Source organism: Leifsonia tongyongensis (assembly GCF_010686705.1).
GTDB classification, from domain to species: domain Bacteria; phylum Actinomycetota; class Actinomycetes; order Actinomycetales; family Microbacteriaceae; genus Diaminobutyricibacter; species Diaminobutyricibacter tongyongensis.
Window position 1 is genome coordinate 32156 of the sequence record NZ_JAAGWY010000006.1, and the last position, 21423, is coordinate 53578.

Genomic DNA, 21423 nt, shown 5'->3' on the forward strand with positions numbered 1-21423 from the left:
CCGCCGGCTCAGCGGTCCAGGGCCTCCCGCATGAACGCTTCGATGAACACGTCGAACGCCGCGATCGTGCGCTCGCGGTCGCCCGTCATCAGGTAGCCGAAGTGGAGGCCGAGCGTCGTGTCCGAGATCCAGTTGGCGAGCGTGCTCGCCCGGTCGGCCTCGACACCGTGGTCGATGAGCCAGTTGTCGAGGAGCGCGAGCCAGCTCGCGAACGAATCGGTCATGCGCTTGCCGATGTCAGGGTCGACGGCCTCGAGCGCTCCCGCCTCGAACTGCAGGCGGAGGCCCGTGCGGTTGGCGTCGCGCAGCGAGTAGCGGAACGACTCCTTGTACCAAGCGGTCAGCTGCTCGCGGTCGAATGCGAGCACGTCCACGCCCTCGAGCACCTCGTTCTGGAGCCGCACACTCTCTTCGAGGATGGCGTCGATCATCTCGCGGCGTGAGCCGAAGTGGTACACGAACGAGTACGTGCTGACGCCGAGCGCGCTCGCCAGGGACCGGAAGGTCATCCTCGACAGCGGCTCAGTAGCGACGTGATCGAGGATCTGCGCAAGCAGCTCTGGTTTTCTATTCGGATCAGGTGTTCGGCCCACGTGACAACAATAGGCGAGACAATACCGAGTCGATGATCGCGGGTCGCGCCCGCGCGGCGCGGGTCAGTGCTTCGGTTTGCCGCCACCACCGCCCGGGCCGCCGCCGCCGGGGCCCTGATTGCCGCCGCCGTTTCCGGCCCCCTGCTGAGGTGCGGGCGCTGCCGGAGCGGGTGCCCTCGGCGGTGCCGGCCGGCTCAGGTACTTGCCGTCGACGGGCGGGAACGCCCCGCCGCCGTAAGCCGCATTCAGCGCAGCGGCGATCGGTTTCACGATCGAGAACTTCACGTTGCCACCGCCGACGCCCTGGAAGGTCTGGCTGCGAAGGGCGACGTTGCCCTGCACGTTGCCGACCCAGGTGGCCTGCGCGATCTTCGTGGTCGACGTCACCAGCCAGTTCTCTTGGGAGTTGTCCGTCGTGCCGGTCTTGCCGAAGATCGGGATGCCGTCACCGGGGTTCGCCGAGGCGGCCGTGCCTCCGCCCTGCAGCACGCCCTGAAGTGCGAAGATCGCAGCCGCCGCGACCCCGGGGTCGATCGGATTGGTCGTGTTGCACTTGGTCTTGGGCACGGCGTGGAGGGTGCCGTCGGCGGCCACGATCTTGTCGATCGCGACCGGGCTGCACGCGACCCCGTGGTTCGCGATGCCCGCGTACGCCGTCGCCATGGTCAGCGGCGCGATGTAGTTCGTGCCGAGCACCGACGACGGGTTCGCCATGTACGGGTTCGCCTGCTCGTCGGCGCCGTGCACGCCGAGCGCCTGCGCCCCCTGCTTGATGCCGCACAGGTCGAGCTTCGTCGCCATCATGGCGAACGCGGAGTTCACCGACTGGGCTGTCGCGTTCATCACATTGATGCGTGAGACGGACTCGCCCTCGTCGTTGGCGACCTGCCAGGGCGCGCCGCCGATGTCGTTGCACGGGTCGCTCTCATGGAACGACGTCTGCGGGAAGGTGTGGTGCGACGCGTCGATGACCTCGTAGAGCGAGTGCCCTTCTCTCAGCCATTCGAGCAGGTCGTACGCCTTGTACGACGATCCGGTCTGGAACCCCTCCGAGCCGCCGTACGCGTAGTCCGTGTTGTAGTTCACGGCTGTCGACCCCGGCGCCGGGGTCGCCGTGTTGTCGTAGGCCCTGTTCTGCACCATCGTGATCACGCGGCCTGTCCCGACCTCGGTCGACACGTTGGATGCTCCCAGGTCGAGATTCGGGCTGGTCGGCGGGATGTAGCTGCTGAGTGCGTGCTGCGACACCGCCTGCAGGTCGAGGTTCAGGGTCGTGTAGATCTTGAGGCCCCCCCGGTTGAGGAACAGGGTGCGTGCATCCGCCGTGGCTCCGAAGATCGGGTCCTGCTGGATGATGCGCTGCACGTAGTCGCAGAAGAAGGCCGCGCTGTACGCCTGAGCGGTCATGCACCCGTTCTGGACGGGCGTGATCTTCGGCTGGATCTTGGTCGCGACCGCCGCGTCGTGCTGCGCCTTCGTGATCTTCCCGTTCGTCAGCATCCTGTCGAGAACGTAGTTGCGACGCTCGAGCGTGAGGGCGTAGCCGTTCTTCGCACCGTTGTCGGTGCTGGCCGGCCTGTCGATGCGCAGGTTGTCCGGATTGTTCAGGATCGCGACCAGCGTGGCGGCCTGCTGAAGGTTGAGAGTTTTCGCAGAGACACCGAAGTAGTACGCGGCCGCGGACTGCACTCCGTAGACCCGTCCGCCGAACAGCGCGATGTTCAGGTAGCTCTGCAGGATCTGGTTCTTGCTGTACTCCTTCTCGAGCCCGATCGCGTACCGCATCTCCTTGAGCTTGCGAACCGGGTCGACCTGCGTTGCGTCGTAGTAGCACGCCTGGTAGGCCGCCAGCTGCTTCTTCTGCACAGCCGCGGTGGCGGTCACGTCGACCTGTTTGGTCTCGCAGCGCTGGACGAGGATGTTCTTCACGTACTGCTGCGTGATCGACGAGCCGCCCTGCACGTCCTTGTGGAGCGCGGTCAGCAGTGCGCCGCGGATGGTACCGGTCACGTCGATGCCGCCATGGTCGTAGAACCGCGGATCCTCGGTCGCGATGGCTGCATCCTTCATGACCTGGGCGATGTCGTCCCAGCCGACTTCGACGCGGTTCTGCGAGTAGAAGGTGGCGATCGGCACCTCCTTGCCGGCCCTCGTGGCGTACATCGTCGACGCCTGCGCCAGCGGCTCGACCTTGATGTATTCGGGCAGACCGTCGAACACCCCGATGGTGTCGTCGGCTGCAGTGCCGGTGAGTGCGACGGCGGGCGTGACGGCGGCCGCTGCGAGAATTCCTGCGACGATACTCAGCGCAAGGAAGCCCACTGCCGCTCCGGCCACGCCCCAACGTGTACGTTCCGGAGACTTCATGGCGCCATGATACGCGTCGCACCTCTGGACGGAACCGTGAGATCGCCGGTGCTCGCGCACCTCGCACGAGGGGTCAGTCGCCGGCGCGCAGCTTGTCGCAGAGTTCAGTGAGCTGTTCGAGTTCGTCCTGGTCGAGGCGCCCGCCCACGCGGGCAACGATGGTCTTCATGTGTTCGACGGCGACGCTGCGGAACATGTCGTACCCCTCGTCGGTGAGGCGGATGATCGTTCCGCGCGCATCGTTCGGCTCCGGGCATTTGGCGACGAAGCCGCGCGAGACGAGGCGGTCGACCAGCCGGCTCACGCTCGGCTGGGTGAGGAGCACGTGCTTGTTGAGGTCGCGGAGGCGCAGCTCGCGGTTGGGCTGGCGGGTCAGGTTGAACATCACGTCGTACTCGTTGAACGAGATGTCCCTGGTGGGGAATTCTGCAGCGAGGGTGCGCATGACGGCGACCTGCGCCCGGAACAACGATTCCCACGCGGTTACCGCATTGACCCGTCGGCTCATGGCCGCCTCCCCTGATCGAACCCCCGGCACCATTATCGATGCGGATGCATCGATTGTGCCAGCAGTTCGGGGCCGGGAGGCGGATTGCGGGAGACAGCGCCAGCCACAGCGCCGGGGACAGGTGCCGGGAGACAGATTGAGGGCCGGCCGCAGAGGCTAGCGGCCGGCCCTCTCCCTTGCACCAAGAGTGTCCTGCAATCACATTCCGCGTTGGCTGCCACAGCAAACAACTAACGCTCTTCGACTATATAACGAAGAGGTAACGACCGCTAGTTACCAGTTCGTTATTTTTCTGCGAATTTCCTTTGGGGCGGATAGCGACGGGCTTTGCCGCCGAATAGTTGTGATCAAGTACTGTGCGTGATACAGTACCTGTCGTGATGAACATACCGGATGCCGCGACGGGAGCGACGGGCGAGAACAACGCCTTCGCCGCCGATCTGCTGCGCGGCCACACCGACACGATCGTGCTCGGCATCCTCCGTCGCAGCGAGCAGTACGGCTTCGAGATCTACAAGGCCATCCGCGATGCGACCGGCGGCGAGCACGAGATCAAAGAAGCGACCCTCTACGCCACCTATCGTCGGCTCGAGAAGGACGGCCTCGTCGAGTCCTACTGGGGCGACGAGACCCAGGGCGGCCGGCGCAAGTACTACCGCATCACCGACGCCGGCCGCGCGGTCTACCGCGGCAACGTCGCGGCCTGGGTCGCGACCCGGCGCATCATCGACAACCTCCTCGACGTGAAGGACACGAAGAATGGCTGACAACACTTCTCCCCGCCCCCGTGGCGGCGACGTCCACCGGCTCCTCGACGAGGCCTTCGCCGGCATCGACATGACGCCGGAGACCCAGGATCTCAAAGAGGAGGTGCGCGCGAACCTCATGGCGCGCGTCGCCGACCTCGAGGCTGCGGGCGTCAGCCCCGTGGATGCTGCGCAGCAGGCCGTCGACGAGCTCGGTGATCTGCACGAACTCGTGAGCGAGTCGGTCGGCGCGTCCGGCGCGAGGCCGGCGACCGTCTCGGGCTCCCAGAGCGCGGCCGTCCGGCTGGCCAGGGTGCGCCCGAAGCCCGCATTCGTCGTGCGCGTCGTCATCGAGTCGATCGTCGCGACGGCAGGCCTCGTGCTGGGCGGCGTGGGCGCGACCGGCGTGCTCCCGGTTCCGGTGGGCGTCACCATCCTGCTGCTCGGCATCGGCGCCGCCGCGGTAGGCCTGATCGTCGGCGACTCGCTCATCCAGGAGACAACGGCGAACCATCCCATGCCCAGGGGCCGCGCAGGCGGCTATGCGCTCGCATCCTTCCTGTCGCTCTACGGGCTCGGTTTCGCGGGGCTCGTCGCCGTCGGCGCTCTTCCGCTGTGGGGGATCGTCTTCGCCGCAGTCGGCCTGGTGGCCGGCATCGTGCTCTTCGCCTTCCTCGGCGCGACTCAGACCAATCGCCACAAAGCGTGGGTGCGGCAGGCGCAGCGCGAACTGACGGTGCCGAACCGCTTCGAGGAGGAACCCGAGTCGGCCGCCCGCTTCGGCATCTACACCGCCGTCATCTGGATCGTCGCACTCGCCGTCTTCGTGGTGCTGAGCTTCACGGTCGGCTGGCTCTGGTCGTGGCTCGCGCTGCTGGGCGGGTTCGTGGCCATGCTGCTCGTGCTCGCCCAGATGCTCTTCGGCTCACGCCGGAACTGAACTGCCGTAGTCGTAACAGAAAAAGACGGTGGCCCGGATGCGCCAACATCCGAGCCACCACAACCCCAGCCGTTCCGCGAACGGAACCTGCGTCAACAGTCACCGAGGGTCCACCGCTATGGTACTGCGCAGTCCGGGCGTCACGGCTTCCACCGAAAGGAAGGACGCCACCATGGCGATCAACACAACGCCGGCCCTCGAAGCCGACGGTCTCGTGAAGACATACTCCACAGGGCGAGGCAAGCCGCCCATCCGCGCGCTCGACGGCCTAAGCTTCGCCGCCGACGCGGGAACGGTGTTCGGCTTGCTCGGACCCAACGGCGCGGGCAAGTCGACGACCATCAAGATCCTCTCGACGCTGGCGAAAGCCGACGCCGGGAGGGCGACCGTGGCCGGGATCGACGTGAGTCGGCATCCGGCCCGGGTCCGCAAGGCGATCGGCTTCGTCGCACAGAAACCGGTGTCCGACCCCGTCGACACGGGCAGGGAGAACCTCGTTCTCGCGGGCCGCCTCCAGGGACTGAGTGCACCGGATGCTCGCGCTCGGGCGGCCGAACTGCTCGACCGTTTCGGGCTCGGTGACGCGGCCGACCGCCAGGTGAAGACCTACTCGGGCGGCATGGCCCGCAAGCTGGACGTCGCGATCGGCCTGATGAACCGGCCGCAGGTGCTGTTCCTCGACGAACCCACCACCGGGCTCGATCCGGAAGCCCGCGCGGAGCTCTGGGCCGAGATCGAGAAGATGACCCGGATCGAGAACATGACCGTGCTGCTCACCACCCACTACCTCGAAGAGGCGGACCGGCTCGCCGCCCGGCTCGCGATCGTCGACCACGGCACCGTCGTCGCGCGTGGCACGCCGGAAGAGCTGAAGAACGGCCTGCGGGGAGACGCCGTCATCATCGAACTGGCCCCAGACAGCGACCCGGCGTACGCCCTCGCCGCCCTCGCCAATGTGGAGGCGCTGCGCGAGATCGGAGCCGACGGACGCACCATTCGTGCCAGGGCCGACCTCGGTGCGGCGACGCTTCCACAGGCGCTCGCCGCCCTCGAGCTGGCCGGGCTCCCGGTCGCATCCGCCACCGTCGCCCGCCCCAGCCTGGACGACGTGTACCTGCGGCACACCGGCCGCACCCTCAGCAAGGCACAGAACCACGCACTGGAGAACGCATCATGACCATCGCACTCACCCACACGTTCATCCTGACCGGGCGGATGCTGCGAGCGTTCAGCCGGTTCCCGGCCTTCCTCGTCATGAACCTCGTGCAGCCCGTGATCTGGTTGCTGCTCTTCGGGCAGCTCTTCAAGTCGGTCGTCGAGATCCCCGGCTTCGGCACGGGGCAGAGCTACCTCGAGTTCCTCACGCCCGGCATCGTCATGATGATGGCGCTGTTCGGCAGCGCGTGGTCGGGCACGGTGTACATCCAGGACATGCAGCGCGGAGTGATGGACCGCTTCCTCACGTCGCCGACGAGTCGTCCGGCGATGATCGTCTCGAGTCTCGTCTACCAGTCGATCCTCGCGATCGTGCAGAGCCTGATCGTGATCGGGATCGCCTGGCTCGCCGGCGCGCGGTTCTCGGGCGGGCTCGCGGGCATACTGATCCTGCTGCTCGCGGTCGTGCTCCTCACGGCGATCTTCTGTTCGCTCTCGAACGCGGCGGCGCTGCTCGCACGCGAGCAGACGGTGCTCATCGGGATCTCGCAGCTCATCACGCTGCCGCTCATGTTCCTGAGCTCGGCGATCATGAACACCGAACTGTCGCCGGAATGGGTGCAGACCGTCGCGAAGTACAACCCGTTCGAATGGGCGGTGGTCGTCGGGCGCGAGGCGCTCAGCGCGAGCCCCGACTGGGCCACGATCTGGGTGCACCTCGGATTTCTCTCGGCGCTCACCGTGGTGATGGCCGCGCTCGCCACGAGCGCGTTCCGCGTCTACCAGCGCTCGGCATAAGCCGCGCGCGGCGCCCAGAGGAGATTGGTTGCCACGAATTCGGTTTCAAGTTCAGCTGAAGCGAATTCTCTGGCAACCAATCTCCCTAGAACAGGTCGGGGCTGGGCGCGCTCGCGTGGCGGATCGAGACGTCGGCGTGACGGTCGAACCGGTAGCCGACGCCGCGCACGGTGCGGACGATGTCTTCGTAGCGGCCGAGCTTCGCACGAAGTCGGCGCACGTGCACGTCGATGGTCCGCTCGTTCGGGACCTCGTCGTCCGCCGCGCTCCACAGGGATGCGATGAGTTCCGCGCGCTCGATCGTGCGTCCCTCGCGCAGCACCAGGTACTGCAGCAGCTCGAACTCCTTGTAGGTGAGGGCGGCAGGCTGATTGTCGAGCACCAGGCGCTTGCGCGAGATGTCCACGACGACGCCGCCGGATGCGCGATCCTCGTCTTCCTCGTCGGCAACGTGGCGGTGCTTGGCGATCGCCGCAGGGTCTTGGAGTGCGAGGCGGACCACATCCACGTCACGTCCGCCTGCGCCCTCGGGGGCGAGGGCGACGGCGGCGTAGGTCTCGGCGGCCGGCGCGAGCTCGGCGGTGAGGCGCTTGAGTGCCTCGACGATGCGGCCCAGGTCGGTGCCCGCCGCAGCGGCCTTCGCCTCGTCGATTCCGACGTAGAGAACGAATCCGCGGGCTTCGGTGCCGTTGGGGACGGCCCGGATCTTCTGCGCGGCGGCAGCGCCAGGAGCGGATGCACCGGGAGCGGATGCGGCAGGAGCAGCGGATGCTGCCGTGGTGGTGAGGCGACGGGCAGGGGTGTACGGAGCGGTTTCGACGGTTGCGAGAGACATGGGAGGAATCCTTTGGGGTGATGATGCGGTGAATCCGTCGCAGTCTGGGTGGTCCAGTGCCGAAAAGGGATACGGCTGTGCCAGGGATTCGTGTGTTGTGTCGGGCCTCAGATCGGCCGGTATCGGATGCGGGTGTGGGGCATCCGGGGAGTCCGCGGCCGTAAACGACTCAGTAGGTCGGCGGCGTCGGGACTCGGCGAAGGGTCGTCAGATCAGCGACACATTCGGCAACACATGACAGCGTCGCGGCCGGGCATCATCATGCCGGCATCCCCAGGGGCCTCGAAGGAGGTCAGGGTACGCGAATCGTGAGTCATGCTGGCTAGTAAAACGGAGAATGACTCGTGATGTCAAATCATTACGGAATGTTTCAGACCGTTCCGTACAGGCGGTCGCCGGCGTCACCGAGGCCGGGAACGATGTAGCCGTGCTCGTTGAGGCGTTCGTCCAGGGCGCCGAGGACGATCGTGACGTCGCGCCCCTCCGTCGCCTTCTCGAGAGCTGCGAGGCCCTCCGGCGCCGCGAGGAGGCAGATGGCGGTCACATCGACCGCGCCGCGCTTGAAGAGGAACTCGATCGCGGTTCCGAGAGAGCCGCCGGTCGCGAGCATCGGGTCGAGCACGAAGCACTGGCGGTCGGAGAGGTCCTCCGGCAGCCGCTCGGCATAGGTGGTCGGTTCGAGGGTCTCCTCGTTGCGGACCATGCCGAGGAAGCCGACCTCGGCGCTCGGCATCAGTCTCACCATGCCTTCGAGCATCCCGAGACCGGCGCGCAGGATCGGGACGACCAGCGGTTTCGGCTGGCTCAGGGTCACACCGGTGGTCGAGGTGACGGGCGTCTCGATGTCGACGGGCTCCACGCGCACCGCACGGGTCGCCTCGTACGCGAGCAGTGTCACGAGCTCCTCGGTCAGGGCCCGGAAGATCACAGACGGGGTGTTCTTGTTGCGGAGCACCGTCAGTTTGTGGGTGATCAAGGGGTGGTCTGCAACGTGGACTCGCATAGGCTCAATCTATCGGACTGCCGCGATGAGCGCCCGGCGAACGGAGGAGACGAGTGGCCCTGGCTGCCCCCGCCGGATTCGACGCGTTGATGCGCAAGGCGATAGCCGAGGCGAGGCGAGCACTGGACACCGGCGATGTGCCGGTCGCGGCTCTCGTCGTGGATGCGGACGGCCGCGTCATCGGGACCGGCCGCAACGAGCGCGAGCTGCGCCACGATCCCACGGCGCATGCCGAGGTCCTCGCCCTGCGCGAGGCTGCGGCAGCGCGCGACGACTGGCACCTCGAGGGATGCACCCTCGTGGTCACCCTCGAACCGTGCGTGATGTGCGCCGGGGCGATTCTCGCCGCGAGGGTGCCCCGGGTGGTGTTCGGCGCATGGGACGAGAAGGCCGGCGCGGCCGGGTCGGTGTACGACGTGCTCCGCGACCGTCGGCTCAACCACCGGGTCGAAGTGTTCGCCGGGGTCGAGGCCGAGGCGTGCGGCGAACTCCTGTACGACTTCTTCGTCGCGAAGCGCTGAGCTCGCGCATCCGCTCGCGCTGGGCGCGCCGCCCCTACTCGAGGCCTTTGATGACGATGGCGTCGGTGGCCGGGTGCGTCCCCTCGGGGTCGACCCAGACATCCGGTTCGATGTAGATCACGCGAGCGACCGGCACGGCCTTGCGGATGCGCGCCTCCACGACGTCGATCGCGTTCGCCACATCCGCCAGCCGGTCGTCGCCCGCCACGGCCACTTTCGTCGCCACCAGGAGTTCGTCCGGGCCCAGGTACAACGTCTTCATATGGATGATGCGCTCGACTTCATCGCCGTCGAGCACCGCTCGCTCGATTGCAGCGAGGTCGTCATCGCTCGCCCCCTCGCCGACCAGCAGGCTCTTCGTCTCGATTCCGAGGACGATCGCGACCGCGATGAGCAGCGTGCCGATCAGCAGGGTGCCGATCCCGTCGAAAACGCCGTTGCCGGTGATGGCCGTGAGCCCGACGCCGAACAGCGCGAACACGAGACCGATGAGCGCCGCGACGTCCTCGAGCAGCACGACCGGGAGTTCGGGAGCCTTGGCGCGGCGGATGAACTGGGCCCACGACTGCGCGCCCTTCAGCGGGGTGGACTCCCGGACCGCCGTGCGCAGCGAGAAGCTCTCGAGCCCGATGGCGATGAGCAGCACGAGCAGGGGCACCCAGATGTTCTCGAGCGCATGCGGATGCCGCAGTTTCTCGATGCCCTCATATAAGGAGAACACGCCACCGACCGAGAACAGGATGATCGACACGACGAACGCGTACACGTACCGCTCGCGGCCGTAGCCGAACGGATGCTCTTTGTCGGCCCTCTTCTTCGCCTGCCGGCCGCCGAGCATGAGCAACAGCTGGTTGCCGGAGTCGGCGAGCGAGTGGACGCCCTCGGCGAGCATCGACGACGACCCCGAGACGAACCACGCGATGAACTTGGTCAGAGCGATTCCGAGGTTGGCGAGAAGGGCCGCGAAGATCGCCTTGTTTCCACCGGATGCGCTCATGCTGACAATCCTAGGATGGTCGTGTGACCGAGACCCAGAGCATCCTTCTTCCCACCATCGCGATCCTGGGCGCAGGCTCGATGGGCCGCGCCATCCTCAGCGGACTGCTGAAACCCGGGGTGGAGGTCCAGGGGGGCATCCGCGTGACGAACCGGACCAGCGAGAAGGCTCACGACTTCGCGGAGGCCCCCGGAATAACGGCCTTCGCGACCGAGGAGGAGGCCGAAGCCAACCAGCTTGCCGTGGCCGGGGCTGAGATCGTGCTCGTTGCGGTCAAACCGGGCATGGTGACCGACCTGCTGCGCGAGATCGCGAGTTCGGTCACGCCCGGTGCCGTCGTCGTGAGTGTGGCAGCCGGTGTCACCATTGCGACCTTCGAGTCGATCCTGCCGAAGTCGGTCTCCGTCGTCCGCTCGATGCCCAACACGCCGGCGATCGTCGGGCGTGCGGTCACCGGCATCAGCGGCGGCCCTCGTTCGACGGCCGACGACCTGGCCCTCGTGCGCACCCTGTTCGAGACCGTCGGCGAGGTCGTCGAGGTTCCGGAGAGCCAACTGGATGCCCTGGGCACCATCTCCGGGTCGGGTCCCGCCTACGTCTTCTACCTCATCGAGCAGCTGACGGCGACGGCGGTGGACAAAGGGTTCACTCCCGAGCAGGCGAAGACGCTGGTCCACGGGACGTTCCTGGGCGCATCCGAACTGCTGGTCGCATCCGGTGAGGACCCCGCGGAGCTGCGCCGCCGTGTCACCAGCCCCAACGGGACCACCGAGCGCGCGATCGGCGTGCTCGAGACCGCCCACCTGAAGGCACTCTTCGACCGAGCGACCGACGCCGCACTCGCGCGCGCCCGCGAACTCGCCGAGCCGTAGCCCTACGAGCCGACCGCCGAGCACAGGGTTCTTCCCGAAAAGATTGCGTTATTTCGGGAAGGACCCTGTGCTCGACGTCAAGGCGGAGCGGATTCGGCGCATGAGGGCGTCGCGGCGTGTAGACAGATCCGCCGAGGTGACGAAGACGACCGACCAGCCGGCCTCGGTGAGCATCTCGCGACGGCGGATGTCGTCGTCGTACGTCTTCCGATCGGTTCGGTGATGATCGCCGAGATATTCGATCGCGACGAGGGCCTCGGGGTAGGCGAGGTCGATCATGGCAACGAGCTTTCCGCGCGCGTCATGCACCGGCAGATTGAGTGCCGGCTCGGGCAGCCCGGCCGCCAGCATTGCGAGCCTGAGCCGCGTCTCCTGGGGTGAGAGCGAGCCGTAGCGCACGAGGGTCAACGCCTCGCGAAGGTTTCTCACTCCGCGACGACGCCCGAGCCGGCCGACGACCGCTTCAAGCGACTGGAGGGAAGAGGGTGGCGGCTCGCCCGAGTATGGCTCCGTTCCCGTCACCAGATAGTCCCCGACGACGACCAGGTCGGTGACCGAAAGAGTCGAGCGCAGCTGACCCCAGGATTCCTCCGAGGAGAAGCTGCGAAGTCCAAGGTGTTCGGTGGTGGTCTGGCCAACATCGTCGAGTTCGTGCGAACAAAGCCCTGCAGCTTTGGGCGCCCGCGCGGGGGCGAAGACTGAAGTGTGAACTGTTCGCGCGTCAACTCTTTGAGGCAGTGGAAGTCCGTGAAGGAGGGCCGCGGATTCATGACTGAAGTATTCGGTCGGGCGCATCCGCACCCGATACGCAAGGCACACGTCCCGATGGTCGGACAGCTCCCCGCCGACTACCGCGACTCCTCGAAACGGTCTGCGCACATCGTCAAGGTACAGACGCCCCTTGCCTATGCCGGCCGCCCTCGCCTGCTGGTACGAGAACCCCGAGCGCGGAAGTGAGCGCGGAATGGGTTGCCTGTTTCGCATCCCGACATCCTCGTGAATTTGCAGGGCAAGCGTCCGAATCTTTCCACAGCCGCCGCGAGCACAGTGTTGTTCCCGAAATCCGTCCCTCATATCGCGAACAACCATGTGCTCGACGGAGCATGTAACGCGCGGCGCGGGACGGATGCATGGTACTCGGGTGGGGGAATGACTACCCTTGACCCATGGCCGACATCTTTGACGTGATCGCAGACGCGACCCGACGCGAGATCCTCCGGGTCTTGCTCGACCGTTACGTCGACGATGTGCACCATTCCGGCGAGATCAGCGTCTCGGAGATCGTCGCCAAGCTCGAGTTGAGCCAGCCGACCGTGTCGAAGCACCTGAAGGTGCTGCGCGATTCCGGGCTGGTGAAGGTGCGCGAGGAGGGCCAGCACCGTTACTATCAGCTCGACTCCGAGCCACTGGAGGATGTGGAGGACTGGGTGATCCCGTTCCTCTCGTCCGATTTCGACCAGGTCGACGTCCGCGAGGCGCTCGCCCAGGAGACACGTGAGTTCGCCGGGTCCGTCGGGAAGGTTCTCGCCGACACGAGTCATCGGGTCACCACGGCCGTCGAGAAGGTCACGCCGCGCAAGTGGCGTCGCGATTAGCCTCGCCATCTCCTCTTCTTTACTCGTGTCACACGAGTACCATTGCGTTTACCCGAACGCAAAGGACCATACCTCATGGCTGCCGATCTTTCCGACGTGCGCTTCCTGACGGTCGCCGAGGTGGCCGACATGATGCGAGTGTCTCGCATGACCGTCTACCGGCTGGTGCATTCGGGCGAGCTTCCGGCGATCCGTTTCGGGCGCTCGTTCCGCGTGCCCGAGTCGGCCGTCGCCCAGGCACTGGAGAACCACGTCGCCGAGACCGCCTAGGTTCCGCTAGACTTGGCCTTTGTGTCGCCGCGAAACCCGCGGCAAACCCCCTATTCTTTGTGAGGTCTTTGTGGGTTCCGTAATCAAGAAGCGCCGCAAGCGTATGGCGAAGAAGAAGCACCGCAAGCTGCTTCGCAAGACGCGCCACCAGCGTCGCAACAAGAAGTAGAGCTTTCGCGGGGAGTTTTCCCCGTCGCTGTACTGGTCGAGAGCGCCGGTCCCTTCGGGTTCCGGCGCTTTTTGCTTTCACTAGACTCGACACGTGTCCCACGTCGACCTGACTCTGATCGGCAAGCCCGGCTGCCATCTCTGCGATGACGCGCGCGACGCGATCACCTCGGTCATCGCCGCCCTGCCCGAAGGCTCGCCGCGGGTGTCCCTGTCGGAGCGTTCGATCCTCGACGATGCCCAGCTGCTGGAGCGCTACGCCGACGAGATTCCGGTGGTCCTGATCGATGGGCGGATGCACACCTATTGGCGGGTCGACCCGGCCCGACTTCGTACCGCACTCCTGGAGGCATCATGATCCGCCACGTCGTCTTGTTCAAGCTGGCTGCGACGGATGACGCGGAGCGCGCCGAGCAGGTTGAGACGATCGCGCGCGGCCTTCGGTCGCTGCCCGCATCCATCCCGGAGATACTGCGGATGGAGGTGGGCGCGAACGTGCTGCACCCCGGCGCCAATTTCGACCTCGTCCTGATCGCCGACTACGAGGATGCGGATGCGCTGGCCCGGTATCAGGTGCATCCGGACCACAAGGTGGTCGCGTCGTACATCCAGTCCGTGGTCGCCGACCGTTCGGCGGTCGACTTCGAGGTCAGATGACGGGACGCGCGTCGATCTCGTCGTCGGTTCGGCGGTAGTCGCGGATGAACGTCTCGCGCGCCGGTGCGTAGAGCTCGCGGATGAGTTCGGCTGTGCGCTCGCCGTCGCGGGCTTTCGCTGCCGCTGCGATCTCCGCCACGGCTGCGGCGACATCGTCGATCTCGAACGGCACCTGCCAGACGGTGACGTAGCGGAGCAGCTGCGGGCTCAAGCCTTCGGCGGCGGTCAGCAGCACGGTGTTGTCGGCCGACTTCTCGAATTCGGTGAAGAAGTCGCGGAGGGCCGCGCCGAGGCCGGGAAGGTCGCGCGATTTCGCCAACTTCTTCGCGTTCCGGCTGAACTGCTCTAGCCGTCCGATCGCTGCCACATCCATCGTGGCCACCGACGTGCGCGCCGCGTACTCGACCAGGATGCCGGTCGTGTAGATGGCTTCGTCGATCGCGCGCAAGTCGATGGGTGCGACGCGCGTGTACCGGTTGGGTGCGAGTTCGACGAGCCCGATGTCGGCGAGTTTCATGAGCGCCTCACGCACCGGCGTGCGCGATACCCCCAGCCAGGCGGTGAGCTTGTCGTCGAGCAGCAGCTCGCCGGGCTCGAGCGTGCCGTCGATGATCGCGGTGTAGAGGCGTTCGTAGACGACGTCTCGCAAGAGCCGGCGTTCGACCGGCCTGGAGTCCCTGGTGGGCAGCGGCATGGGTCAGCCCGCCTTCGGGGCCGTGTCGGCGACGGATTCGGCCAGGTCGTCGACGAGTGCGGTGAGCGCCACATCCCAGTACCGCCGGACGCCGTCGGCGGCCGCGTTCGCATCGCCGCGTCTGGACGCATCGACGATCTCGCGGATGATGGGGGCGCCGAGCTGGAATCCCCGCAGGGACGGCGTGGCTTTGAGTGCTCGACTGAGCTCGGGGACGTGCCGTGTCGTCAGCCGCGCGATGGTCTTGTTGTCGAGCCGCCTGACATAGATGTTGAGCAGCGAGTCCGTGAGGTGGGACTGGCGGATGTCCTCCGACACCCCAGTGCGCTCGTCGGCATCCGCCCGCTCGGCGAACGCTTCGAGTTCGGAGAGGTCGCCTGCGGTGAGCAGCGGCACCGTGTCGCGGACGACGCTGACGTAGAGGGCGCCGAGCGTTTCGACGAGTCCACGCAATCGTGCGATGTCGATGGGGGCGACGCGGGTGCGCTTCTGGGGGAGCACCTCGACGAGTCCCATCGCAGCGAGCTGGTTGAGGGCCTCCCGCACCGGAGTGCGCGACACGCCGACCCATTCTTCGATCTCCGAGTCGTGCAACTGCTCGCCGGGAGCGAGGTCGCCGTCGACGATAGCGTCGAGCAGCCGTAGGAACACTTCGTCACGGATCAGCCTGCGCGGAGTGACACTCTCGGTCGTGGGCACAGGCATACAGGCATATTACATCCGGGTTGTCGGTGTTTCGGCCCTCGACACCGGCGAAAGTCGAGGTCAAGGGCCGAAAACCGAGTGACACTAGGGCTGTGCGTAGAGGTTGCTCCCGAGCGCCTTCGCCTTGAGAGCGTCGAACTCGCCCTGCGAGATGATGCCACTGTCGAGGAGCTGCTTCGCTTTCGCGATGTCTTCGGCAGGCGAGGTGGCGGTGACAGACCGGATGTGGTCGTCGGCCGCAGCGCGCGCCTCTCCGACGGCGGCGGCCTGGCGCTCGGCCATCCCGCGGCCACGGGCGATGAGGTAGACGAGGGCGGTGAGGAACGGCATGAAGATCAGGAAGATGATCCAGAGGGCTTTCCACCAGCCGTTCAGCTTCTGGTCCCGGAACAGGTCTCCGATGATCGCGAAGAGGGCCATGAGGTACGCGATGAACGCGAAGCTCCAGAAGAAGATCCACACGATGTTCCAGAAGCTGTTCGACATGTGATCGTCCTTTCGACGGTCGCGCGCACCACCCTGGCCGCGCTCGTATCCACAAGCTAGCGCGGAAAGGCTCGCGGCCGACAGGGCGAGCTGCGTCGAATTCGGCGGGTAGGCTGACGCCATGATGCCCCAGCTTCCGCCCCGGGTGTGGGCGGGACGCGGGATGCTCGGGTGGATCCTCTTCCTCCCTGGCGTCGTCGTCGGAGCGGTCCTGTCGCTCGCAGCCGGGCTTGTTCTCGTCGCGATCGCAGTCGTCGCCTGGCTGGTCTGGCTGGCCGCGTGGATCGTGGGCTATGTCTGGGCGTGGATCTGGTTCGCCGGGCAGCGGATGCGCCGGGTCGAGTATCCGTTCGAGCTTCCGTCCCCGGTTTCGAGGCGGCACCGGTCGGATGTGTTCAGCTCGTCCTACCTGAGCGGGGCTCCGCGTCTCGTGGGGGCGGCTGCGCGGCTCGCCGGGTTCGTCCTCGGGCCGCTCGCGCTGGTGACGAGTGCGATCGGAACGGTCGCGCCTCGCTGGCGCGCGCGTCCGTACCTCGCTGTCTTCACTCTGCGCGCCGTCCTCGCGAAGGCGGTGGGGCTGGGCCGGCGGCGCGGCTGGCTGATCGACGGGCACGATCCCGCGGTTCAGACGCTCGATGACTTCCTCGTGGTGGCGTTTCCCCAGATCGCCGACTTCACCCGCTGGTGGCGCGACCCGGATGCGCCGGTCGACTATGTTCCTTCGCCCGGCCTTCACGACGCCACGGCAGAGGCGCTCGGGCTGGAACTCGGCGCCTACCCCGACCCCCTCGGCTTCCCGGGTCTCGCGGCCGGGGCGATGCGGCGGCGGCAGATCACGGGCTACCGCGACCTCCTGGTCAGCCAGCGGGAGATCGACGACCTGTGCGACCCCGACCTCGACGACCGCAACGACGTCGGTGTCGTTCGCATCTCATCCAGGGTGGGACCAGGCGGCATTCGCCACTGGCTCGTCCAGTTCCCGAGCACCAAGTCCTGGCACCCACGAGCAGGCGTCGCCCCCAACGACCTTACGGCCGACCTCGTGATCGGAGCGGACCGCGAGCCGACGATGACGCGCGCGGCACTCGCTGCGATGTCCCTCGCGGGCATCGCGCCGGGCGAGCCGATCATGCTTGCGGGCTTCAGCCTGGGCGGGATGGTCGCCGCCGAGGTCGCCGTGCGGGCCGAACGGTACGGGTTCACCGTCACGCACCTCGTCACGGCGGGTGCGCCGCTCGGCCGCGTGCGCGTTCCTGCGAGCATCCGCGTATTGGCTCTCGAACACCTTCTCGACATCGTGCCGCGGATCGAAGGGCGCGAGAATCCGTTCGACGGTGGCGAAGCCGGCGGTCGTGGCGGCGGCGAAACCGGCTCCGCCCCGAACTGGCTGACGGTCAAGGCCGGGCCGCCGCTTCCCGGGGGCTTCCGGCTGGGCGTCCTGCACCAGTCGACGGCCTACGCCGACACCGCCGGAGCCGTCGAGGACGACCCGCCGGGCGAACAGGTCGCAGCGGCGCTCACCGGGCTGGGCGTGTTCTTCGGACCCGGACAGCGTCTCGTCGACTACGCCGTGCTGCGGGATGGATCGTACGCGGTGCAGCCGTCGGTGCCGTTCTACCTGCACAGCACCGTCGAAGACGGGATCACCCGGGGCACGCTCCGCACGACGCTGCGTCGCCTTCCCGGTGTGATCGCCGTCGACATCTACCAGTCGCGTGCAGGCCTGCTGACGACCATCCTGTGGAATGCCGACGTGCTCGTGCGCAGTCTCCGCCCGTGGTTCACGACGGTCGAGCGTTTCGCGGTCTACCGCGGGCTGCTGTCGCTGCTCAAGCGCAGGCGTGCCGTCGGGTTCCACTTCCGGTTGCAGGCGAAGGAGACGCCCGGCGTCACCTGGGAGGCGACAGTGCAGCGGATGCCCGACGGGCGCTGGCGGGAAGTGATCGACATCGCCTTCGACAGCGCCGAGACGGAACGCGAGTTCCTGCCGCTCCTGCTGCCGGAGGGCTGGACCTCGACGGTCAACTACTACCCGCCGAACGCCTTCGAACCGGTGCGGGCGCGATAGCGGAGCCTGGATACGGGGCCGTCACCGGGTCAGGATGAGCGCATCCCCCTGCCCTCCGCCTCCGCAGAGCGCGACGGCTGCGCGGCCGGACCCGCGACGGTTCAGTTCGTGCGCCGCATGGACGACGAGACGTGCACCGGATGCGCCGATCGGATGCCCGATCGCTATGGCGCCGCCGTGGATGTTGACGCGTTCGTGGTCGAGGCCGAGGTCGGCCATGGACTGCAGCGCCACGGCCGCGAATGCCTCGTTGATCTCGACGAAGTCGAGGTCGGATGCGGAAAGACCGGTCTTCGCCAGGGCTGCGGCGATCGCGTGCGACGGCTGGGAGTGCAGCGAGTTGTCGGGCCCCGCCACCTGGGCGTTCGAGCCGAGGACAGCGAGCCAGGCGAGTCCCCGGCGCTCGGCGTTCTCCCTGCTCGTCAGGACGACGGCGGCGGCGCCGTCGCTGAGCGGGGACGAGTTGCCTGCCGTCAGGGTGCCGTCGTCGGCGAAACTGGGACGGAGCCTGCCCAGGATGTCTGCGGTCGAGTCGGGGCGAACGCCTTCGTCTGCCTCGATGACGATCGGATCTCCTTTTCGCTGCGGAATGACGACCGGAGCGAGCTCCGCATCGAAGAGGCCTGCAGCTGCCGCGGCGCCCGCCCGCTGATGGGAGGCGGCGGCGAACTCGTCCTGCGCCTCGCGCGTCAGGCCGAGCTTCGCGGTGTACCGCTCGGTGGATGCGCCCATCGAGTCGCCGTCGAACGCGTCGGTCAACCCGTCGTGCGCGGCCGAGTCGAGCGCGGTGATCGACCCGTACGACCAGCCGAGGCGCGACCCCGGAAGGACATGCGGGGCGTTGGTCATCGACTCCTGGCCGCCGGCGACGACGACCTCGGCCTCACCGGACCGGATGAGCCGGGCGGCGTCGATGATCGACGCGAGTCCGGAGAGGCAGACCTTGTTGATGGTGACGGTCGGCACCTGCCAGCCCAGCCCGGCAGCGATCGACGTCTGACGCGCAGGGTTCTGGCCGGCGCCCGCCTGGAGCACCTGCCCGAAGATCAGGGCGTCGACATCGGCGGCTCCCAGTGCGCCGGCGCCTCCCGCGGAGAGCCGTTCGAGCGCGGCACGCACCGCGACGGCGCCCAGATCGACCGCTCGCAGCGAGGCGAGGTTGCCCTTGATCTTGCCCTGCGGTGTTCGCGCTGCGGACAGGATGACGACGTCGGTGTTGGCGGTCATGGCGACTCCTTCGTGCCTGGAAAGCGGCTCGTGGCCGCACGCTTCCACGATCTCACACCCTGAACCACGTCGCACGCCAACGCATTCACAGGGTCAGGTTCTCCACAGATTTCCGCATCACGGACGCGGGGAAGCACCCGGCCCCTACCGTGGAGGAATGTTCGACGAGGAGGAAGAAGAGCCGCTTGCCGCCATCCCGCCCCATGACAGACCCCGCGAACGGCTGCGCCGCCTCGGCCCCGGAGTGCTCACTGACGAAGAGATCCTGGCGCTTGTGCTCGGCACGGGGCAACCGGGTCGCAGCGTGCTCGCGACGGCTCGGTCGATCCTCCGCCAGACGGGAGGGTTCAGTGGTCTCGCCGCGATGGATGTGACTCGGCTGGAGCGCCTTCCCGGCATCGGCCCGGCCATGGCGGGCAGGCTCACGGCCACCCTCGAGATCTGGCGCCGGGCGGGCACGACGTCGGCGTGGTCCCCACTCGTCGACGACGACGCCACCTCGCGCATCGTCGTGCCCGAACTCGCCCACCGGTCGACCGAGCGTTTCGTCGTGATCGTCGCCGACCGTGCACTGCGACCCCTCGAGGTCGTCTTCGTGCGCGACGGCGGAGACACTCCGGTCCAGGTCGAGCCGAGCGAGGTGCTCCAGGCCGTGCTCACACGAGGCGGCAGATCGTTCGCCGTCGCCCACAACCACCCGAACGGAACGCTCGAGGCGAGCGTCGCCGACATGGCGATCACTCGGCGGCTCGGCGCGGGCGCCGCGACGATCGGTCTCCGGTTCCTCGGTCACATCCTCGTCGCCGGCGCGGACTGGAGGCGCCTGTGAACGCGCTCCGGAAGCGATGCGGCGGTCGGCAGCTGCTAGGGAAGGAGGCGCGTCGGGCCGCGGAACAGGTAGGTCGTCTCGCGCAGGTTCGACAGATGGAGCATCAGCATCAGTACGCGGGCGAGGCCCATCCCGAACCCACCGTGCGGTGGCACACCGTAGCGGAAGAAGTCGAGATAGAACTCGAGCTCCTCGGGGTCCAGCCCCTTCTCGCGAGCCTGGGCCTCGAGCACCTCGATGCGGTGCTCGCGCTGCGCGCCCGTCGAGATCTCGACGCCGTTGAAGATGAGGTCGTAGCTGTTCGTCAGGGTCGCGTCGTCCGCGTGGCGCATGTGGTAGAACGGGCGGATGCTCGAGGCGTAGTCGGTCAGGAACACGAACTCGTGGTCGAAGACCTCCTTCACGTACGCGGAGATCTGACGCTCGCCCTCGGGGTCCATGTCGTCATCGTGACGGGGCACTTCGTAGCCGCGCTCAGCGACGATCCGCTTCGCTTCGGCGAGAGGGATGCGCGGGAACGGTGTCGACGGAACGACGATGTCGATCCCGAACAGTTCCTTGATCTGCTCACCGTGCTTGGCTTTCACGGCCGTGAAGCCGGCGACGATGAGATCCTCGTGCAGCTTCATCACGTCTTCGTGGCTGTCGATCCAGCTGACCTCGCTGTCGACGCTCGTGAACTCCGTCGCGTGGCGGCTCGTGAAGCTCGGGTCGGCGCGGAACGCCGGTCCCACCTCGAAGATCTTGCCGAACCCGGCGGATTGGGCCATCTGCTTGAAGAACTGCGGGCTCTGAGCGAGGTAGGCCTTGGTCTCGAAGTAACCCACTTCGAAGAGCTCGGCGCGCGACTCGCTGGCGCTCGCCATCAGCTTCGGTGTGTGGATCTCGATGAAGTCGTTGTCGATCCAGTATTCGCGCATCGCGTGCTCGAACGTCGTCTGGATGCGGAAGATCAGGTTGTGCTTCGGCTCGCGAAGGTCGAGGAAACGCCAGTCCATGCGTTTGTCGATGCCGCTGTCCGCAGCAATCGGCGCTTCGGGGATCGAGGCGGTCTCCACGACGAGAGAGGCGAGCTTGATCTCGATGCCCCCGAGCTTGACCCGTTCGTCGTGCTTCAGCTCACCGGTGGCGACGACGAACGTGCCCTGGGAGAGACCCGAGATGGTCGTGGCGGGCTCGTCGGCGACGACGGCTCCATCGGCATCGGTCGTGCGCGGATTCACCAGCTGAACGGCGCCCGACTCGTCGCGGAGGACGACGAACTGCACCTTCTTCTGGTCTCGAACCGTATCGACCCAGCCTGCAACGGTGACAGGGCCGTCAGGGAGAGCGGACAAGTTCTTGATCAAATCGCGTGCGGTCACAGGGGTCAAGCCTACCGCCCGCCCG

Annotated in this window: 25 protein-coding genes; 13 read left to right on the forward strand and 12 right to left on the reverse strand. The window is 67.0% G+C overall.

The features are described from left to right. Positions 1–8: 8 nt before the first annotated feature. The 3 genes from G3T36_RS19205 to G3T36_RS19215 all read right to left on the reverse strand — a co-directional run bounded on the left by G3T36_RS19205 (position 9) and on the right by G3T36_RS19215 (position 3468). Positions 9–593, reverse strand: coding sequence for a TetR/AcrR family transcriptional regulator (locus G3T36_RS19205; RefSeq protein ID WP_163291490.1), 585 nt, complete (start codon positions 591–593; stop codon positions 9–11). 63 nt (positions 594–656) lie between these two features. Next, a complete protein-coding gene (locus G3T36_RS19210) occupies positions 657–2960 on the reverse strand; it encodes a transglycosylase domain-containing protein (RefSeq protein WP_163291491.1) in 2304 nt (767 codons plus the stop codon). A gap of 73 nt (positions 2961–3033) precedes the next feature. After that, complete coding sequence (locus G3T36_RS19215) at positions 3034–3468, reverse strand: MarR family winged helix-turn-helix transcriptional regulator (RefSeq protein WP_193571394.1); 435 nt, start codon at positions 3466–3468, stop codon at positions 3034–3036. Between the two features lie 380 nt (positions 3469–3848). Between G3T36_RS19215 and G3T36_RS19220 the strand changes: the two genes are divergently transcribed. From G3T36_RS19220 to G3T36_RS19235, 4 genes are all read left to right on the forward strand, one after another. After that, positions 3849–4235, forward strand: coding sequence for a PadR family transcriptional regulator (locus tag G3T36_RS19220; RefSeq protein ID WP_163291531.1), 387 nt, complete (start codon positions 3849–3851; stop codon positions 4233–4235). Then, a complete protein-coding gene (locus G3T36_RS19225; RefSeq protein WP_163291493.1) occupies positions 4228–5154 on the forward strand; it encodes a permease prefix domain 1-containing protein in 927 nt (308 codons plus the stop codon). Before G3T36_RS19220 ends, G3T36_RS19225 begins: the two co-directional genes overlap by 8 nt. 172 nt (positions 5155–5326) lie before the next feature. Beyond that, the gene (locus G3T36_RS19230) at positions 5327–6331 is read left to right on the forward strand and encodes an ATP-binding cassette domain-containing protein (RefSeq protein WP_163291494.1); all 1005 of its coding nucleotides are present in this window, start codon (positions 5327–5329) and stop codon (positions 6329–6331) included. Next, positions 6328–7107, forward strand: coding sequence for an ABC transporter permease (locus G3T36_RS19235; protein WP_163291495.1), 780 nt, complete (start codon positions 6328–6330; stop codon positions 7105–7107). Before G3T36_RS19230 ends, G3T36_RS19235 begins: the two co-directional genes overlap by 4 nt. 85 nt (positions 7108–7192) lie before the next feature. Here the strand turns inward: G3T36_RS19235 and G3T36_RS19240 are convergent, their stop codons facing one another. Then, complete coding sequence (locus G3T36_RS19240) at positions 7193–7942, reverse strand: winged helix-turn-helix domain-containing protein (protein ID WP_163291496.1); 750 nt, start codon at positions 7940–7942, stop codon at positions 7193–7195. 370 nt (positions 7943–8312) lie between these two features. Continuing rightward, positions 8313–8945 carry a uracil phosphoribosyltransferase gene (gene upp / locus G3T36_RS19245; RefSeq protein ID WP_163291497.1) on the reverse strand — a complete coding sequence of 211 codons (633 nt, stop codon included), beginning with the start codon at positions 8943–8945 and terminating at the stop codon, positions 8313–8315. An 89-nt stretch (positions 8946–9034) separates the two neighbouring features. On the opposite strand from upp, the gene tadA reads away from it, so the two are divergent. Further along, a complete protein-coding gene (gene tadA / locus G3T36_RS19250) occupies positions 9035–9466 on the forward strand; it encodes a tRNA adenosine(34) deaminase TadA (RefSeq protein ID WP_193571400.1) in 432 nt (143 codons plus the stop codon). 34 nt (positions 9467–9500) lie between these two features. Here tadA and G3T36_RS19255 read toward each other — a convergent pair whose 3' ends face one another. Beyond that, the gene (locus G3T36_RS19255) at positions 9501–10463 is read right to left on the reverse strand and encodes a cation diffusion facilitator family transporter (protein WP_163291499.1); all 963 of its coding nucleotides are present in this window, start codon (positions 10461–10463) and stop codon (positions 9501–9503) included. A gap of 23 nt (positions 10464–10486) precedes the next feature. On the opposite strand from G3T36_RS19255, the gene proC reads away from it, so the two are divergent. Then, entirely contained in the window at positions 10487–11335 is an 849-nt protein-coding gene (proC, locus tag G3T36_RS19260) for a pyrroline-5-carboxylate reductase (protein WP_163291500.1), read from the forward strand. 48 nt (positions 11336–11383) lie between these two features. Here proC and G3T36_RS19565 read toward each other — a convergent pair whose 3' ends face one another. After that, entirely contained in the window at positions 11384–12424 is a 1041-nt protein-coding gene (locus G3T36_RS19565) for a hypothetical protein (protein WP_193571395.1), read from the reverse strand. A gap of 77 nt (positions 12425–12501) precedes the next feature. Between G3T36_RS19565 and G3T36_RS19270 the strand changes: the two genes are divergently transcribed. The 5 genes from G3T36_RS19270 (at position 12502) to G3T36_RS19290 (ending at position 14025) form a co-directional block, all read left to right on the forward strand. After that, the gene (locus tag G3T36_RS19270; protein ID WP_163291501.1) at positions 12502–12930 is read left to right on the forward strand and encodes an ArsR/SmtB family transcription factor; all 429 of its coding nucleotides are present in this window, start codon (positions 12502–12504) and stop codon (positions 12928–12930) included. Positions 12931–13005: 75 nt separating this feature from the next. After that, positions 13006–13200 carry a helix-turn-helix domain-containing protein gene (locus G3T36_RS19275; protein WP_163291502.1) on the forward strand — a complete coding sequence of 65 codons (195 nt, stop codon included), beginning with the start codon at positions 13006–13008 and terminating at the stop codon, positions 13198–13200. Positions 13201–13270: 70 nt separating this feature from the next. Further along, positions 13271–13369 (forward strand): 30S ribosomal protein bS22, encoded by a 99-nt coding sequence (locus tag G3T36_RS19280; protein WP_003792170.1) that lies wholly within the window; start codon positions 13271–13273, stop codon positions 13367–13369. Positions 13370–13462: 93 nt separating this feature from the next. Beyond that, entirely contained in the window at positions 13463–13726 is a 264-nt protein-coding gene (locus tag G3T36_RS19285) for a glutaredoxin family protein (RefSeq protein WP_163291503.1), read from the forward strand. Beyond that, complete coding sequence (locus G3T36_RS19290) at positions 13723–14025, forward strand: Dabb family protein (RefSeq protein ID WP_193571397.1); 303 nt, start codon at positions 13723–13725, stop codon at positions 14023–14025. The genes G3T36_RS19285 and G3T36_RS19290 overlap by 4 nt, the downstream gene beginning before the upstream one ends. On the opposite strand, the gene G3T36_RS19295 is transcribed toward G3T36_RS19290, so the two are convergent. From G3T36_RS19295 to G3T36_RS19305, 3 genes are all read right to left on the reverse strand, one after another. Next, the gene (locus tag G3T36_RS19295) at positions 14018–14719 is read right to left on the reverse strand and encodes a GntR family transcriptional regulator (RefSeq protein WP_163291504.1); all 702 of its coding nucleotides are present in this window, start codon (positions 14717–14719) and stop codon (positions 14018–14020) included. The two genes, G3T36_RS19290 and G3T36_RS19295, sit on opposite strands and share 8 nt — an antisense overlap. Before the next feature lie 3 nt (positions 14720–14722). Then, on the reverse strand, positions 14723–15424 hold the full coding sequence (locus tag G3T36_RS19300) for a GntR family transcriptional regulator (RefSeq protein WP_163291505.1): 702 nt from the start codon (positions 15422–15424) through the stop codon (positions 14723–14725). Positions 15425–15508: 84 nt separating this feature from the next. Further along, positions 15509–15910 (reverse strand): SHOCT domain-containing protein, encoded by a 402-nt coding sequence (locus tag G3T36_RS19305; protein ID WP_163291506.1) that lies wholly within the window; start codon positions 15908–15910, stop codon positions 15509–15511. Positions 15911–16031: 121 nt separating this feature from the next. Between G3T36_RS19305 and G3T36_RS19310 the strand changes: the two genes are divergently transcribed. After that, positions 16032–17978, forward strand: a complete 1947-nt coding sequence (locus tag G3T36_RS19310; RefSeq protein WP_163291507.1) for a thioesterase domain-containing protein — start codon at positions 16032–16034, stop codon at positions 17976–17978. A 21-nt stretch (positions 17979–17999) separates the two neighbouring features. On the opposite strand, the gene G3T36_RS19315 is transcribed toward G3T36_RS19310, so the two are convergent. Further along, complete coding sequence (locus G3T36_RS19315; RefSeq protein WP_163291508.1) at positions 18000–19205, reverse strand: acetyl-CoA C-acetyltransferase; 1206 nt, start codon at positions 19203–19205, stop codon at positions 18000–18002. Positions 19206–19362: 157 nt separating this feature from the next. Here G3T36_RS19315 and G3T36_RS19320 point away from each other — a divergent pair, with 157 nt between their 5' ends. Then, complete coding sequence (locus tag G3T36_RS19320) at positions 19363–20034, forward strand: JAB domain-containing protein (RefSeq protein WP_163291509.1); 672 nt, start codon at positions 19363–19365, stop codon at positions 20032–20034. Positions 20035–20069: 35 nt separating this feature from the next. Here G3T36_RS19320 and aspS read toward each other — a convergent pair whose 3' ends face one another. Continuing rightward, on the reverse strand, positions 20070–21383 hold the full coding sequence (gene aspS, locus G3T36_RS19325) for an aspartate--tRNA(Asn) ligase (RefSeq protein WP_193571403.1): 1314 nt from the start codon (positions 21381–21383) through the stop codon (positions 20070–20072). Positions 21384–21423: the final 40 nt, after the last annotated feature.